At 63.5% G+C, this 14,969-nt stretch carries 17 protein-coding genes; 10 read left to right on the forward strand and 7 right to left on the reverse strand.

Annotated features, from left to right (window positions below; all coding sequences use genetic code 11):
- Position 1: 1 nt before the first annotated feature.
- The 7 genes from E4K65_RS35435 to E4K65_RS35465 form a co-directional block, all read right to left on the reverse strand.
- Positions 2–961, reverse strand: coding sequence for a transketolase family protein (locus E4K65_RS35435; protein ID WP_135178077.1), 960 nt, complete (start codon positions 959–961; stop codon positions 2–4).
- A gap of 10 nt (positions 962–971) precedes the next feature.
- The gene (locus E4K65_RS35440; protein ID WP_084302989.1) at positions 972–1,820 is read right to left on the reverse strand and encodes a transketolase; all 849 of its coding nucleotides are present in this window, start codon (positions 1,818–1,820) and stop codon (positions 972–974) included.
- Entirely contained in the window at positions 1,795–2,832 is a 1,038-nt protein-coding gene (locus E4K65_RS35445) for a phosphotransferase (RefSeq protein WP_135178078.1), read from the reverse strand. The genes E4K65_RS35440 and E4K65_RS35445 overlap by 26 nt, the downstream gene beginning before the upstream one ends.
- Complete coding sequence (locus E4K65_RS35450) at positions 2,829–3,440, reverse strand: hypothetical protein (RefSeq protein WP_235885869.1); 612 nt, start codon at positions 3,438–3,440, stop codon at positions 2,829–2,831. The genes E4K65_RS35445 and E4K65_RS35450 overlap by 4 nt, the downstream gene beginning before the upstream one ends.
- 5 nt (positions 3,441–3,445) lie before the next feature.
- On the reverse strand, positions 3,446–4,447 hold the full coding sequence (locus tag E4K65_RS35455; protein WP_135178080.1) for an NAD-dependent epimerase/dehydratase family protein: 1,002 nt from the start codon (positions 4,445–4,447) through the stop codon (positions 3,446–3,448).
- 28 nt (positions 4,448–4,475) lie between these two features.
- Complete coding sequence (locus E4K65_RS35460) at positions 4,476–6,041, reverse strand: PfkB family carbohydrate kinase (protein WP_135178081.1); 1,566 nt, start codon at positions 6,039–6,041, stop codon at positions 4,476–4,478.
- Positions 6,042–6,124: 83 nt separating this feature from the next.
- A complete protein-coding gene (locus E4K65_RS35465) occupies positions 6,125–7,153 on the reverse strand; it encodes an SDR family oxidoreductase (protein ID WP_135178082.1) in 1,029 nt (342 codons plus the stop codon).
- Between the two features lie 165 nt (positions 7,154–7,318).
- Between E4K65_RS35465 and E4K65_RS35470 the strand changes: the two genes are divergently transcribed.
- The 10 genes from E4K65_RS35470 (at position 7,319) to rplL (ending at position 14,484) form a co-directional block, all read left to right on the forward strand.
- Positions 7,319–7,906, forward strand: a complete 588-nt coding sequence (locus E4K65_RS35470) for an SIS domain-containing protein (RefSeq protein ID WP_235885870.1) — start codon at positions 7,319–7,321, stop codon at positions 7,904–7,906.
- Positions 7,907–7,918: 12 nt separating this feature from the next.
- Positions 7,919–8,266 (forward strand): hypothetical protein, encoded by a 348-nt coding sequence (locus tag E4K65_RS49000; protein ID WP_235885871.1) that lies wholly within the window; start codon positions 7,919–7,921, stop codon positions 8,264–8,266.
- Positions 8,263–9,531, forward strand: coding sequence for a class I SAM-dependent methyltransferase (locus E4K65_RS35480; protein ID WP_135178084.1), 1,269 nt, complete (start codon positions 8,263–8,265; stop codon positions 9,529–9,531). The genes E4K65_RS49000 and E4K65_RS35480 overlap by 4 nt, the downstream gene beginning before the upstream one ends.
- Before the next feature lie 356 nt (positions 9,532–9,887).
- Positions 9,888–10,079: a preprotein translocase subunit SecE gene (gene secE / locus E4K65_RS35485; protein WP_007611620.1), complete on the forward strand. Its 192-nt coding sequence runs from the start codon at positions 9,888–9,890 to the stop codon at positions 10,077–10,079.
- Positions 10,079–10,633: a transcription termination/antitermination protein NusG gene (gene nusG, locus E4K65_RS35490; RefSeq protein WP_007602985.1), complete on the forward strand. Its 555-nt coding sequence runs from the start codon at positions 10,079–10,081 to the stop codon at positions 10,631–10,633. Before secE ends, nusG begins: the two co-directional genes overlap by 1 nt.
- 132 nt (positions 10,634–10,765) lie before the next feature.
- Complete coding sequence (gene rplK / locus E4K65_RS35495) at positions 10,766–11,194, forward strand: 50S ribosomal protein L11 (RefSeq protein ID WP_011088164.1); 429 nt, start codon at positions 10,766–10,768, stop codon at positions 11,192–11,194.
- Between the two features lie 6 nt (positions 11,195–11,200).
- A complete protein-coding gene (rplA, locus tag E4K65_RS35500) occupies positions 11,201–11,893 on the forward strand; it encodes a 50S ribosomal protein L1 (RefSeq protein ID WP_011088163.1) in 693 nt (230 codons plus the stop codon).
- 107 nt (positions 11,894–12,000) lie between these two features.
- Positions 12,001–12,954 (forward strand): 2-hydroxyacid dehydrogenase, encoded by a 954-nt coding sequence (locus E4K65_RS35505; protein ID WP_135178085.1) that lies wholly within the window; start codon positions 12,001–12,003, stop codon positions 12,952–12,954.
- 579 nt (positions 12,955–13,533) lie between these two features.
- Positions 13,534–14,052, forward strand: coding sequence for a 50S ribosomal protein L10 (rplJ, locus tag E4K65_RS35510; protein ID WP_092192758.1), 519 nt, complete (start codon positions 13,534–13,536; stop codon positions 14,050–14,052).
- A gap of 54 nt (positions 14,053–14,106) precedes the next feature.
- The gene (gene rplL / locus E4K65_RS35515) at positions 14,107–14,484 is read left to right on the forward strand and encodes a 50S ribosomal protein L7/L12 (RefSeq protein WP_135178086.1); all 378 of its coding nucleotides are present in this window, start codon (positions 14,107–14,109) and stop codon (positions 14,482–14,484) included.
- The last annotated feature ends 485 nt before the right edge of the window (positions 14,485–14,969 follow it).

Below are 14,969 nucleotides of genomic sequence, written 5' to 3' on the forward strand. Positions count from 1 at the left end.
GTCAGGTGGAATGGAGTTGAGGGGAGGAGGTGTGCGAGGCGGCAAGTGCGCGCTCGATCGAGGTGGCAATGGCGCTGGCGGAAAGCCCGTGCTTCTTGAGCAGGGAGTCCTGCGAGCCGTAATTGTGCATGAAGCGGTCCGGCAGCGACAGCCGCAGCATCGCCGGCAGGCCTGATCCAAGCCTGTCGATCAGCGTCTCCGCGACCGCGCTGCCGAGGCCGCCGGACGGGACATGCTCCTCGAGGGTCGCCACGAGCCTGGTGCCGCGGATCGCTTGCAGCAGCGCCTCGGTGTCGAGCGGCTTGACGGTATGCATGTGCAGGATGCCTGCGCGGACGCCTTGTGCGGCCAGCAGGTCGGCTGCGGCCAGCGCTCGCTGAAGCATGATCCCGGTGGTCACCATGAGGACGTCACCCGGCGGGCGCATCAGGATGGCCTTGCCGATCTCAAAGCCATGCTCGGCCTTCGAGACGATGGCGTCGCCGCCTTTTCCCAGGCGGATGTAGATCGGTCCGGTCCAGTCGAGGGTCTGCTCCATCAGCCGCGCGGCTTCGTCGGCATCGCACGGGCAGACCACCGTCATGTTGGGCAGCGCCCGCATGATGGCGATGTCCTCGATCGCCTGGTGGGTGGGGCCGAGCGGCGCATAGACGAGCCCGCCGCCGTTGGCGATCAGCCGTACCGGCAGGTTGTGCAGGCAGAGGTCGACGGCCACCTGCTCGTAGCAGCGCCGGGTGAGGAATGTCGCGATGGTGTTGACGTAGGGCACGAAGCCCTCCATCGCGAGGCCGGCCGACATGCCGATGATATGCGCTTCCGAGATGCCTTCGATCAGATGGCGCTTCGGAAACTCCTTGCTCATCGCGCGCAAGGTGCCTGCGCCGGGATCGGAGCCGATGTAAAGCACACGCTCGTCGCGCGCGGCGAGCTTGTGGACCATGTTCATGGCGGTGTTGCGCATGGGATGCCGATCAAAAATCGCCGACAGCTACGCGAATCGCGTCGAGCTCGCTGTCGGTCAGCTTGTTCTTGTGATGCCAATCGGCGTTGGATTCTGCGGCCGGCAGACCCTTGCCCTTGACGGTATGGCAGATGATCGCGGTGGGTTTGCCCGCAACCGGCGGGACCTGCTTCAGGACGGTGCGCAGGGCGCCGACGTCGTGGCCGTTGAGCTCCTGCACGGCAAAGCCGAAGCTGCGCCACTTGTCCGCGAGGGGCTCCAGCGGCAGGACGTAGTCGGTGGGCCCGTAGCTCTGGAGTTTGTTGTAGTCGATCAGCGCGACCAGGTTGTCGAGCCCGTGCTTGGCCGCGCCCATGGCAGCCTCCCACACCGATCCCTCGTTGATCTCGCCGTCGCCGAGCAGGACGAAGGTGCGGTAGGTGCGCTCGCGCATGCGCGCGGCGAGCGCAAGGCCGACACCGATCGACAGGCCATGTCCAAGCGCGCCGGTCGAGGCCTCGACCCCCGGCACCATTCCGTATTCGGGATGTCCGCCCAGAATACTGTCGGGGCCGCAGAAGCCTTCCAGCTCCGACAGGGGGAAGAAGCCGCGGTCGGCCAACAGCGCATAGAGCGCCAGGCAACCGTGTCCCTTGCTGAGAATCGCGCGGTCGCGGCCCGGATCGCGCGGGTTGTTCGGATCGATCCGCAGCACGTCGTCGTAGAGCACGCGGACCATCTCGATCAGCGACAGCGCCGGACCGACGTGTCCGCGTCCCGCCGAACGGACGGATCCGAGCACCAGGCGGCGCAAGTAAAGGCTGCGCTCGTCGAGCGTGCAGGTGAGGGCGGCTTCAGCGTGGGGTGAGATCTGGATCACGTTGGCAAATCGTTTGGTGGAGCCGGCGGGCTTTGTCGAGCTGACCGGCGAGGCGGACCGTCAGGTCGCCACCTTGCGCAGCAAAGGCGCGTCGGGAGCGGCTTTCCGGCAAATAGGCATTCAGGACAATCAGGCACCAAATCGCCCCAAACACAGGATAGAGTACGTCAAGGCGGATCGCAAACGCATCATCCCTAGCCGCGAAAGCTTGTGTGAGGCGTTCGGTCAACAGATTTGCTTTGGCTTCGGGCAGATCGCTGCCGGGGTGAATCGCGGTGTCGGACACCAGCTTGACCGGATCGTCCCAGCCGAAATATTCGAAGTCGATAAAGCGCAGCCGGCCGTCCGCGGCGCGCAGCGCATTGTGCAGTCCGAAATCGGACGGACTCAACACGCGATGCGCGGGCGCAATGTCCGCTGCGAGATCCCGGCCGAGTTCCGCATAGCGCCGGCGGAGCTGCCGAATCGCGATGGCCGTGCTGGGAATCAGGCTGTCGTCCATGAACGCGCGCAGGTCCGGATGATCAACCGAGGCCCGTCTCAGTCCGTCCAGGCGCTGCTCGTACTGGGCGACGGCTTCCTCGGGCGAGAAGATGCTGGCCGAAGCGTTCCGCAAAGTTTGCGCGCCGTCGGCGTTGCACAGTTTCTGCAACTCGATCAGGAAATCGGCCAGCTGATCGGCATCACCGTCCTGAGGGCGCAGCACCGCGGCTTCGCCGTCGAACCATTGATACAGCGCGCAGGACGCATCCGAATCCTTCGCGATCGGGCGCGGTGTCGATGTTATGCCGTGGCGCGACAGAAACGAGAGCGCATCATATTCCTGTCCCAGTCGATCGCGCCCGTCGGACGGATAATGTTTGAGGGCGAGGGCCGGTCCCTCCGCCATCTCCAGCCGAAACACCCTGTTGTTGCCGCCGGATCGCGCCGGTTGGGCGGCCGCGACCGGGGCGCCTGCCAGACGGCTGCCGATCGCCATTGCATCCGCTGCGCTGATGTCGGGCTCGCTCATTCAGCAAACACCTCGTGGCGGATGCCGGCCCATGTCGCGATCGGCTTGCAGTGTTCGGGGTGCGGGGGCTGCGAACGCGTGAACAGGATCGATCGCGTGGCCTTCGGAAAGTGCGGTTGCTCGAACACCTCGACGAGATCGTCGATGAAGATGTCGAGCTCCAGGTTCACGAGTCGCTCGACTTTGGCGGCCATCGTGTCCTCGAAATAAACGTCGCCGACGGCCAGCGCCGAATCCGCAGCGTCGATCAGGCCTGCCTCCCGCAGCCAGCCGCGTGCGGCTTCACGCAGGTCGGTGTGGTCGGGATCCTGATGACCGAATCGGGTCTTGTGGCTGACGATGTGCACCTTCGCGCCGGCCTGTCTGCACGCCGCCAGGAATTCCCGCACGCCCGGATAGATTTCAGCGCCGCCAATGCCCTTGCCGTAGACGAAGCCTTGCAGGCCTTGCCAGGCGAACTCGCCGCCCGCGCGGGATCGCAGATGATCCCGCACATCGGTCTTCAGTCCCTCCCAGCCCTCCGGCACCAGCCCGCGCTGACGCGCGACGGCGGCAAAGACCTTGTCGTAGCAGATGATCGTGTTGTCGAAATCGATGCCGATCCGCACGCCGCTCACTTCAGGCTGATATTCTGCATCATCTTGATGTTGAAGTACCGGGGGTCGTTGAGCGAGTTCGGCAGGCGGCCGGCCCTGAAGGCGTCCACCAGTCCCGACACGGCCTGCTCGATCGTGTGCGTCGGCGCAAATCCGAGTTCGCGGCGGATCTTCTCCGAAGAGACGTGATACGAGCGCAGGTCGTCGGTCGGCTCAACGACGACGTCGACATTGCTCCCGACCACCGACTTGACGATGTCGGCGATCTTCATCAGCGAGTGGTTCTCATAGCCGATATTGTAGGTCTTGCCGTCGATCTTCGCGTCGTCCTGCTGAAGCAGGAACAGATAGGCCGCGGACATGTCCTCGATGTGCAGGTTGGGCCGACGCTGCGTTCCGCCGAACACGCGGATGCGGCCGGTGTTGACTGCAAGATTGGTCAGGATGTTGACGACGACGTCGAGCCGCTGCCGCGGTGCGTAGCCGCAGACGGTCGCAGGACGAACGGTGCAGGCGACGAACCCGGACGCGGCCTCGTCGGCAAGGTCGGTCTCGCACATCGCCTTGAACTTCGAGTAGTCCGTGAGCGGCTCGCAGGACAGCTCCTCGGTCACCTCGGCTTCGTCCTTGATGCCGTAGACGCTCGAGGAGGAGGCGTAGATGAAGCGCTTGATGCCGGCCTTCTTCGCGGCGCGCACCATCGGACGGAAGCAGTCGTAGTTGATGGACTTGCCGAGCGCAGGGTCCAGCTCGAACGAGGGGTCGTTGGAGATGCAGGCGAGGTGGATCACCGCGTTGTTGCCGCGCAGGGCCTCGTTGATCGCGGCCTCATCGCGGATGTCGCCCTTGATCAGGCGAAGGTTCGGATTGTTGCGAACCGCGTCGAAGACCGATTCGCCATACATGAACAGGTCGAGCACGGTGACCTTATGGCCCGCTGCCAGCAACCGGGGAACCAGCACGCTGCCGACATAGCCGGCGCCACCGGTGACCATCACGTTCCATTTCTGATCAATCACTGTCGTTCTCCAGAATTCTTCCTGTGCGCTATTTCAGCAACGCGGTGACAAACTTGACCAGCGGGGCCTTTTCGACCGAGTTGCGGTGACCGACGATGCCGACCTTGATCGCGCCTGCGGCGTTGCCGATGAAGGCGACGTCCTCGATATTGCCGCCGGCGGCAACCAGCGGCGCCGTGATCGTCAGGAAGGCATCGCCGGCGCCGACGGTGTCGACGACGGTCTTGGTGAAAGCGGGCACGCGCGCGACGCCGGTCTTCGACGAGAAGGGGTAGCAGCCGAAGGAGCCGTGCGTGATGATCATGTTATCGCAGTCGATCTTGCCGTGCAGGCTGGTCTCGATCACCGACGCGATGTCGCTGAACTTGTCGGTGGCGGCCAGCCGCGCTTCCGGCGCGTCGATGCAGATGTAGTCCGCCCGCGGATACTTCGTGATCAGATTGTAGCCGTGGTTTCCGCTGTTGCTCTGGGCGTTGATCGCCAGGAACTTGGAGTTGGCGATCAGGGCATCGATTGTGCTTGGAGCGATCATCCCGTGACCGAAATCGGTGACGATCACCACATCCCCGCCGCGAACGCGCTCGGCGGTGATGCGGTCGATCTCCTTGCGCTCGGCCTCGTCGAGCGGGGTGTCGTCCATGGTGTAGACTTCGAAGAGCTTGTGCAGATATCCCAGCTCGACGTACCGCAATTTGCGGGTCGTCGGGCGGCCCTGAATGCGGATCGGCGTGAGCGTGACATTCGGGCGGACATGCGCACGGATGAACTCTTCCGGGTAGTCCTTGCCACCCAGCGTCGTGACGATCTCCACCGACTTGCAGAAGCTCGCCACGTGATTGGCCGCGGCAATGACGCCGCCGGCAAATTGCTCGCCATTCTTGAACAGGGTGGCGACGATGTTTTCCTTCGAAGCCTTTCCGAGCGCCGTGACGTACTGGTACTCGTCGATGATGGTGTCGCCGACCAGCACCACGTGCATGTCCTGGATCTTGTCGATCAGCTTCAGCAGGCGCTCGGCGCCACCGCTTTCGCGCACCTTCTGGAGGTAGTCGCGCAGAGGGGGATCGTAGATGTCGAAGTAGCGGTTCATCAGCGACGACGAGCTGAAGGTCACGTCGCGCGTGAAGACGATGCGGCCGCCATGACGTTCGACGGCCTCTCGCTCGATGGCGATCTTGCCGGTGACGTCATCCTCGGGGTTTTCGTAGTCAGAACCCTTCACGTAGATGTCGGGGCGCACGGTATCGAGGACCGGCTCGGCGCTCGAGGTCTGGTTGATGCCGACCCAGTCGACCGTGCCGAGCGCGGCCAGCATCTCGGCGCGCATGCTCTCCGGGAAGATCGGCCGTCCCGGGCCCTTGTTGACAAAACGGTCGGCCGTAACGGTCACGATGACCACGTCGGCCTCGTTGCGCGCCGCCAAGATGTGCCGGACGTGGCCGAGATGCACCAGATCGAATACGCCGTGGCAGAGCGCAACGGTGCGGCCCTCGGCTTGCGCGGCCCGCGCGATCGCGCCCAGTTCCTCGATCGTCTTGATCTTCGCGTGCGGTGCCGGATGGACAGCCGGCTTGTCTGTCGAAGTATTAGCCATGTGAACTACCCAAAGCGCCGACCGACCTCAGCCGGCCGACCCGGAATTGATCGACTCGCAGCAACGATACCTGGCGAACCTGTTCAGTGGCTTGCGTTCCGCGGCGTACCGGCCGCCGCGTCGTCCTCGTCACCAAGATATTTGAACCAGTCCTTGGTGGCGTCGGCGATCTTGTCCACCGTCCACAAAGGTGCGTCCTTGTACTGGTCCATCGACCTCAGCATCGTCGCGACGCCGTCCTCGAATCTCACCTTTGGCGCCCATTTCAGGACCTGCTTGATCTTGGTGATGTCGGCGTAGGTGCAGTCGGGTTCGCCGGGACGCTTGGGAATATGGATCTTGTCGCCGCCGAGAAGCTCGACCAGCTGGTTGACGCTGTAGGTGTTGTCGGAGCCGACGTTGAATATTTCGTGCGAGACGTCGGAGCGCGCGGCGGTCACGAAGGCGTCGGCGACATCGCTGACGAAGGTGAAGTCGCGGGTCTGCTCGCCATCGCCCACCACCGTGAAGGGCTTGCCGGCAAGTTTCTGTGCCATGAAGACGCCGAACACGGCACCGTAGGTGCCCGTGGTGCGATGGCGCGGCCCGAACACGTTGAACAGGCGAAGCGCCACGGCCGGAAGCTTGTAGACCTGGCACCAATGCATGACGCACTGCTCGCCGAGATTCTTGGTGAGGGCGTAAGGATACATCGGCCGGATCTCGGCGCTCTCCGGTGTCGGGTAGACGTCGGGAATGCCGTAGCAGGACGATGACGCCGCATACATGAAGCGCCTGACGCCCGCGCGCCGCGCAGCTTCGAGGACGTTGACCGTGCCGTCGACATTGGCGCGATGATACGGGATCGGAGACTCGATCGAGGGGACGATGTCGGCCAGCGCCGCGAGATGGAAAACCCAGTCGATGCCGTCGAAGTGCGGCCTGATCGAATCGAGCTCGGCGACGTCGGCTCGCACGATCTTCAGCCGGCTCGAATCAGCGCGCGACGACAGATTCTCGGGACGTCCGATGACGAAATTGTCGAGCGCGATCACCTCATGACCGTCGTCGAGGAGTCGATCGACGAGGTGGCTTCCAATGAAACCGGCGCCGCCAGTAACGATGCATTTCATGGGAAACATCCGTGACGCGAATGCCCAGCGAAACAGGCTCGCCAATGTTGAGTGACACCCGAAAGCCGACTACCAGCCGCAGGCAAGTTTTGCAAGGATTATGCCTTTGCAATCTCTGGTAAGAGTCGGTATCACGACGGCATGCTGCCATCGAGTCGCCAGCCCATGCCTGCCGAGTCCGTCGATCCCGATCACAAGGCCTTCCTCGACGATTACGTGGGACGCCTCCATCGCGCGACGGCGATAGACGACAGTATTTTTGCGGGCATCTCCGCCACCCGGGCGACCTGGTTGCGCACGCGCGAGCAGGGCGGTCGCGTCGTCTTCATCGGCAATGGCGGCTCGGCCGGCATCGCCTCGCATCTGGCGATCGATCTGGCAAAGAACGCGTCGGTGCCTGCGCTGTGCTTCAGCGATGCAAGCATGATGTCGTGCCTCGCCAACGACTACGGTTTCGAGGACTGGATCGCGCACGCCGTGCGGCTGAACGCCCGCGCCGGCGACTGCCTCGTCGCGATCAGTTCGTCGGGGCGCTCGAAGAACATTCTCAATGCGGTCGCGCAGGCGCGGACGATGAAGCTCGATGTGATTACGCTCTCGGGCATGAATGCGGACAATCCCCTGCGCAATCTCGGCGACGTCAATTTCTGGGTGGATAGCCGCAGCTACAACATTGTGGAGACCACACACCAGTTCTGGATGATGGCCGCGATCGACCTCGTCATCGGTCGCGCGGAATACCCGGCGTCCTGAGGCGGGTATCGGATGCAGTTGCGGTCTAAACAGACGGCTCTGTTTTCGCTGAAGCTGCTGCTGTCGATCGCCGTGCCGGCCTACATCGCGCGCGGTCTCGATCTGGGCCGGTTGCGGACTCGTCTCGTTTCCGTCAACCCGTTCCTGTTAGCTCTCGCGTTGGCGGCTCATCGCGCGGCGCTCGTATTCCGCGGACAAGGCGGCGAAGGCTGCGGAACAATCGCCGAATTACGCAATGGCGAAGGTCGAGGAGGTATCGAGCCACCCTTGACCCGCTTGAACCATTGCCGTCGATCTAATCTTCACAGGGTGGGATTGCCCCATCCGCGCGCATCTCTCCGTTTTCTGGTTCCACGATGAAAAACCTGTTCTACGTCCGTCATACCTGCCGCCTCTGTCATTCGGACAAGCAAGAGCTTGTCGTCCCGATGGCCGGCATGCCCATCGGCACGCCGAACTTCCAGGTGCCGGACGCCAGCGTCGACGATCCCGTCTTCAGGGCCGCGGTGCCGATGGCGCTGCATCTGTGCAGGGACTGCGGCCACCTCCAGATTCTCCATGTCGGCAATCCGGAGATCCAGTACCGCAACTACGTCTACACCACCTCGCTCTCGCTCGGGCTGCGGCAGCATTTCGAAGGCTATGCCAGCGACGTCGTCAGCCGCTTCGGAATCGCGCCGGGGTCGCTGGTGGTGGAGCTCGGCAGCAACGACGGATCGCTGCTCGGCTTCTTCAAGGAGCGTGGCATGCGGGTGCTGGGCGTTGATCCCGCCGTCGACATCGCGCGGCGCGCGACCGAGGCGGGCATCGAAACCATCGGCGATTTCTTCACTGACGCCGTCGGGCACCGCATCCTGAAAAGCCACGGTGCGGCGAGCGTCGTGATCGCCAACAACATGATCGCCAATGTCGACAATCTCGATCCGCTGGTGATCGGGGTTCGCGACGTGCTTGCGCCGGACGGGTTGTTCGTCTTCGAAACGCAATACGGCGTCGACGTCACCGAGAAGAACCTGCTCGACACCGTCTATCACGAGCATCTGTCGTATTTTAACATCAAGCCGCTGACGCGCTTCTTCGCGCGGCTCGGGATGGAAGTGATCGACGTCCAGCACATCTGGACCAAGGGCGGATCGATCCGCGTGACGGTGCAGCGCGCCGGCGGCGCGAAGAAGCCGTCGGCGGAGGTCGCGCGGTTCATCGCCGAGGAAGACCGGCTCGGCGTCGATCAGCCGGCCTATTATGCGCCCTACGTGAAGCGGATCGCTGCCATTCGCGACGAGTTGGTCGCGATGGCCGATGCCGCCCACGCACGCGGTCAACTCGTCGCCGGCTATGGCGTCTCCGTCGGCACCACGACCCTGCTGCCGCAGTTCGGCCTGGAGGGCAAGATCGACTTCCTGGTGGACGACGACCCCAAGAAGGGGAACGTGATGGCCGGCCCCGGCTACGACATCCCGATCCTGGCGCCCGCCGCCCTTTACGAGCGCAAGCCGGCGTTCGTCGTCGTGTTCGCCTGGCGCTACGTCGACCCGATCCGGGCCAAGCATGCCGGTTATTTCGCGGACGGCGGAAAGTTCGTGGTGCCGTTGCCGGGCATTTCCATGGTCGAGCGGGCCGATTGACGCTGGTCCGGGGCCGCCGTCAGCGCGAGGCGGGCGGTCAGGCCGGTTCGGGCGTCGGAAGGCTGCTCGGCCCGGCCCGGTAAACCGTTGATTCGCATGGGCTCTGCCGTAGGCCTGCGGGGGCGAGGGGACGCCGGGCGGATGAGCCGCTACCTTGACGTTTGGCCCCGTTCGCAGTAGATACCCGCCACCTGCAGCCGGCCCGTTAGACGCGGATCTCCGGCGCGGCTTTGAAATCCCCGAACAATCGAGCCCGGTTTCCGGCTCATCCTTCGAGACAGAGGGCTGGGCCAACGGCGGCTGTTCGGATCCCTGAAATTCAATCGCGTCTGTCGACGGACGTTGGACATCAAACGATGGCAGTCAGCCCGTTCAAGTTCTTGCAGGAAGTGCGCTCGGAGACCGCCAAGGTCACCTGGCCGACCCGTCGCGAGACCACGATCACCACCATCATGGTGTTCGTCATGGTCGCCGTGGCCTCAATCTTCTTCTTCGCCGCCGACCAGATCATCCGTTACCTCATCACCTTCCTCTTGGGCATTCACTGATGGCTACAGCAACCGCTCAATTGTCCGACAAGCGCTGGTACATCGTCCACGCCTATTCGAACTTCGAGAAGAAGGTCGCCGAATCGATCCGCGAGCAGGCCAAGCAGCGCGGGCTCGAGGAACTGTTCGAACTGGTGCTGGTTCCGACCGAGAAGGTCACGGAAGTGCGCCGCGGCCGCAAGATCGACGCCGAGCGCAAGTTCTTCCCGGGCTACGTGCTGGTGAAGATGAAGCTGACCGACGAGGCGTTCCATCTGATCAAGAACACGCCGAAGGTGACCGGCTTCCTCGGCGCGGAAAACAAGCCGATGCCGATCTCGGAAGCCGAGGCCATGCGAATCCTGCACCAGGTGCAGGAGGGCGTGGAACGGCCGAAGGCGTCGGTGTCGTTCGAGATCGGCGAGAACGTGCGCGTGGCCGATGGCCCGTTCGCCTCGTTCTCCGGTGTGGTCGAGGAAATCGACGAGGCGCGCTCGCGCGTGAAGGTCGCGGTGTCGATCTTCGGCCGCGCCACGCCGGTCGAGCTGGAATTCGGTCAGGTCGAGAAGGTCTGACCGGGTCGCGCGTGAAGCCGAAAAGCTTCGCGCAAAGAGAGGCCGTGGGAGGGAGAGGGCGGTTGCCAGCCGCATCCGACCCAGACCACGAACCTGAAACCGCCGGCCTGTCCGGCACAACAGGAGTGATACATGGCAAAGAAAGTGACCGGATACCTGAAGCTTCAGGTCCCGGCCGGTGCGGCGAATCCTTCGCCCCCGATCGGTCCCGCGCTTGGTCAGCGCGGTCTCAACATCATGGAGTTCTGCAAGGCGTTCAACGCCCAGACCCAGAAGGAAGAGAAGAACACCCCGATCCCGGTAATCATCACCATCTATGCGGACCGTTCCTTCACCTTCGAGATGAAGACGCCGCCGATGTCCTACTTCCTCAAGCAGGCCGCCAAGATCCAGTCCGGCTCGAAGGCGCCGGGCCGTGACAAGGCCGGCAAGGTGACCAAGGCGCAGGTGCGCGAGATCGCCGAGAAGAAGATGAAGGACCTGAATTGCGACACCATCGAATCGGCCATGAAGATGGTCGAGGGCTCTGCCCGTTCGATGGGTCTGGAAGTGGCGGGGTAAGCGGTCATGGCAATCGGAAAGCGTTTGAACAAAGCCCGCGAAGGTGTTGACCGCGAAAAGCTTTACCCGCTCGCGGAAGCCATCAAGATGGTCAAGGAACGCGCGAAAGCGAAGTTCGACGAGACCATCGAGGTCGCGATCAATCTCGGCGTCGATCCCCGTCACGCCGACCAGATGGTTCGTGGCGTCGTGACCCTGCCGAACGGCACCGGCCGTACGCTCCGCGTCGGCGTGTTCGCCCGTGGCGCCAAGGCCGACGAGGCCAAGGCTGCGGGCGCCGACGTTGTCGGCGCCGAAGACCTGGTCGAGAAGGTGCAGAACGGCTCGATCGATTTCGATCGCTGCATCGCCACCCCCGACATGATGCCGCTGGTCGGCCGTCTCGGTAAGGTGCTGGGCCCGCGCGGCCTGATGCCGAACCCGAAGATCGGTACCGTGACCATGGACGTCACCGGTGCCGTGAAGGGTGCCAAGGGCGGCTCGGTCGAGTTCCGCGTCGAGAAGGCCGGCATCCTGCAGGCCGGCGTCGGCAAGGCCTCGTTCTCCGAGGAGAAACTGGTCGAGAACATCAAGGCCCTGGCCGACGCTGTCTCGAAGGCGAAGCCGGCCGGTTCCAAGGGTACCTACATCCAGCGCGTTGCGGTGTCCTCGACGATGGGCCCGGGCGTGAAGGTCGAGCCGGGCACCATTCTCGGCTAAGGTTTGCCTCGGCTAGAGGTTTGGAAATTGCATGAGGCGAGGGGCGGAATTGGGCAACCGATTCCGCCCCTCTTCGTTTGTGGCGGCGTTCACCGGAAACAATAACAATGGCTGACAAGGTCCTGATCTACTCGCGCTTCCCCAAGACGATGATGGCGCGCTTCGCCGAGCGGTTTGAGCTGCTCGACACCGGTGGCAAGCCCGCGCGGGAGGTGTTTTCGGCGGACGAGCTCGGCGGCATTCGCGCGATGCTCACTGCAGGCGGCACCCCGCTCGGGGCCGAAGCGATGGACCTGTTTCCGAAACTCGGCGCCATCGTCTGCTACGGCACCGGCTATGACGGCATCGACCTGAAAGCGGCCGCCGCGCGCAACATCGCGGTCGGCCACAGCCCGGGCGCCAATGCGGCCTCGGTTGCCGACATCGCGATGACCCTGATGCTGGCGACGACGCGGCGGATCCTGGTCGCCGACCAGTATGTCCGCAGTGGCGATTGGGCCGCGTCAAAGCCCTCGCCGATGATGCGCCCGCAGGCCGGCATGCCCGGCCGCCGGATCGGCGTCTACGGCATGGGCGAGATCGGCCGCAAGATCGCCGCGCGCTGCGCCGCCTTCGAGAGCAAAATCGGCTATTTCAGTCGCACCAAGTACGATTTGCCCTATCAATATTTCCCGACGCTGGAGGCGCTCGCCGACTGGTGCAGCGTGCTGATGATCGCGGTCCGGGCAGGGGACGAGACCCAGCACGTCGTCAATGCCGATATCCTGGGGCGCCTCGGCGCGGACGGCTATGTCGTCAACATCTCCCGCGGCTCGGTGATCGACCAGCAGGCGCTTGTAGCGGCCCTGACCGACAAGACCATCGCCGGCGCCGGCCTCGACGTCTTCGAGAAGGAGCCGCACGCCCCCGACGCCCTGACCGCGCTGCCCAACGTGGTGTTCGCCCCGCATCTCGGCGGCCACACCCTGGAATCGCACGTCGCCATGCAGAACTGCGTGCTGGCGAACCTCGGCGCGTTCTTCGAGGGCAAGCGGTTGCCTTATGGGGTCAAATCGGCCTGAATCGGTCCTTGTCAGCCCGGGTCAAGCGCCTGCGGCAACGGATTGGAACTGGTGTGAATTTTGCTCTTGGCAAGCAGGCCCGGAGCGGTTAAAGAACCGCCTCCGGACGTGCCGGCCTAGGCTGGCGCGTTCGTGCACGCATTCCGAAAACCCGACACGACAGGAGATCATTCCTTTTAGGACGTCCGCGAGGATTTGCCGGAAAAGGAAGGAAAACCGTCGGTTGGTGGAATGCGGGCAGAGGTCAGGCGGTTCGCCGGCTGATCTTGTCCTGTCCAAGACTGCAGGCGCCCGCGGGAAATTTCGATTTCTCAACGGCTTAATCGCATGGCCTGCATAGACGGGTGAAGACCGGATTTCACTTCGCACCCAGCTTTAAGGGCTGGCTTGCGGAACGGGTCTGGTTCGGACCTCGACACGCCGTGGGCTCTAACGGGCTCCCGGAGGGCAGGCTTTGAATTGTCGTCTTGCCCGGCGTGTCCGAAGGGTTTGCCCCCTGAGGTTCAGGTTTGGGCGGGACGATGGGTGCAACCCGGCGGTCCCGCTTTCGCGATGACCGCCAACCGGAAAGAGCTTGCTGTGGAACGAGCGGCAAAAAAAGAAGCGGTCGAACAGCTCAATGGGGTCTTCAAGACCACGAGCGTCGCGGTCGTTGCTCAATATTCCGGCCTCACCGTCGCCCAGATGCAGAAGCTGCGCCAGCAGATGAAGCAGGCGGGTGCCTCGGTGAAGGTCTCGAAGAACCGTCTCGCCAAAATTGCTCTTGAAGGCACTGACGTCGTTGCCATCGGCCCCATGCTGAAGGGACCGACCGTGATCGCCACTTCGAACGATCCGGTAGCGGCGCCAAAGGTCGCCATCGAATTCGCCAAGGCGAACGAAAAGTTCGTCATCGTCGGCGGCTCGATGGGGAAGACCGTCCTGAATGTCGACGGCGTGAAGGCGCTTGCCTCGCTGCCGTCGCTTGATGAACTGCGCGGCAAGATCGTCGGCCTGCTTGTGGCCCCGGCGACCAAGCTCGCTCAGCTCGCCAACGCGCCCGCGGGCAAGCTCGCGCGTGTCATCCAGGCTCATGCCTCAAAGGGCGAAGCGGCCTGACGCCCTTCGCAAAACTCAAACCCGAACCAGACTTACACGTAAGGAAACTGAACAATGGCTGACTTGCAGAAGATCGTTGACGACCTCTCGAGCCTCACCGTGCTCGAAGCTGCCGAACTCGCGAAGCTCCTCGAAGAGAAGTGGGGCGTTTCGGCTGCCGCGGCTGTCGCCGTGGCCGGCCCGGCTGGTGGTGGCGCTGCCGCCGCTCCGGTGGAAGAGAAGACCGAGTTCACGGTCGTTCTCGCCAGCGCCGGCGACAAGAAGATCGAGGTCATCAAGGAAGTCCGCGCCATCACCGGTCTCGGCCTGAAGGAAGCAAAGGACCTCGTCGAGGGTGCTCCGAAGCCGGTCAAGGAAGGCGTGAACAAGGAAGAAGCCGACAAGATCAAGGCCCAGCTCGAGAAGGCTGGCGCGAAGGTCGAGCTCAAGTAAGCGCAAGCTTGCTGGCACGAGATCCCGGGCGAGCGTCAAGCGAGGCCCGGGATCTTGGTCCACCCTTGCGAGGGCGGGCCGGATGCAAAAGGCGTGCGACGGAACGTCCCGACGCGGGCCGAACACGAAAACGTGTGGGGATTGGAGGGTTTACCCCTCGAATCTGCACTATTGTCGCCCCATATCGGGTCGACAGCACGAAAGCGCGGTGGGCAGGGATTCCGGATTTCCCTGTAAGCCGTTGGGAGAGCAGGCTATTTCGGGCTTTTGCAGTCCGTGAAGACAATCGTTGAGACGGGCGGGCGTGCCTATGCGCCCCGCGCGTCGTTTTGCGTTTTGAAGGTCTGAAGAACAGATTCAGGACATGACGGCCTGAAACTGGATTTTCGGTCCCCAAGACGGGTTCGAAAAATTCAACCCGGGGAGCGGCGGCAGCTGCGTCCTGGACGGCGCGCCCAGAGCGGGCGACGAAATGAGAGGCCACG

The sequence above is a fragment of the Bradyrhizobium niftali genome (genome assembly GCF_004571025.1).
Taxonomy (GTDB): Bacteria; Pseudomonadota; Alphaproteobacteria; order Rhizobiales; family Xanthobacteraceae; genus Bradyrhizobium; species Bradyrhizobium niftali.

Coding starts and splice junctions, on each gene's coding strand:
- E4K65_RS35435 (WP_135178077.1), bottom strand. CDS start 961: ATGCGCAACACCGCCATGAACATGGTCCACAAGCTCGCCGCGCGCGAC.
- E4K65_RS35445 (WP_135178078.1), bottom strand. CDS start 2,832: ATGAGCGAGCCCGACATCAGCGCAGCGGATGCAATGGCGATCGGCAGC.
- E4K65_RS35460 (WP_135178081.1), bottom strand. CDS start 6,041: ATGGCTAATACTTCGACAGACAAGCCGGCTGTCCATCCGGCACCGCAC.
- E4K65_RS35465 (WP_135178082.1), bottom strand. CDS start 7,153: ATGAAATGCATCGTTACTGGCGGCGCCGGTTTCATTGGAAGCCACCTC.
- E4K65_RS35470 (WP_235885870.1), top strand. CDS start 7,319: ATGCCTGCCGAGTCCGTCGATCCCGATCACAAGGCCTTCCTCGACGAT.
- E4K65_RS49000 (WP_235885871.1), top strand. CDS start 7,919: ATGCAGTTGCGGTCTAAACAGACGGCTCTGTTTTCGCTGAAGCTGCTG.
- E4K65_RS35480 (WP_135178084.1), top strand. CDS start 8,263: ATGAAAAACCTGTTCTACGTCCGTCATACCTGCCGCCTCTGTCATTCG.
- secE (WP_007611620.1), top strand. CDS start 9,888: ATGGCAGTCAGCCCGTTCAAGTTCTTGCAGGAAGTGCGCTCGGAGACC.
- nusG (WP_007602985.1), top strand. CDS start 10,079: ATGGCTACAGCAACCGCTCAATTGTCCGACAAGCGCTGGTACATCGTC.
- rplK (WP_011088164.1), top strand. CDS start 10,766: ATGGCAAAGAAAGTGACCGGATACCTGAAGCTTCAGGTCCCGGCCGGT.
- rplA (WP_011088163.1), top strand. CDS start 11,201: ATGGCAATCGGAAAGCGTTTGAACAAAGCCCGCGAAGGTGTTGACCGC.
- E4K65_RS35505 (WP_135178085.1), top strand. CDS start 12,001: ATGGCTGACAAGGTCCTGATCTACTCGCGCTTCCCCAAGACGATGATG.
- rplL (WP_135178086.1), top strand. CDS start 14,107: ATGGCTGACTTGCAGAAGATCGTTGACGACCTCTCGAGCCTCACCGTG.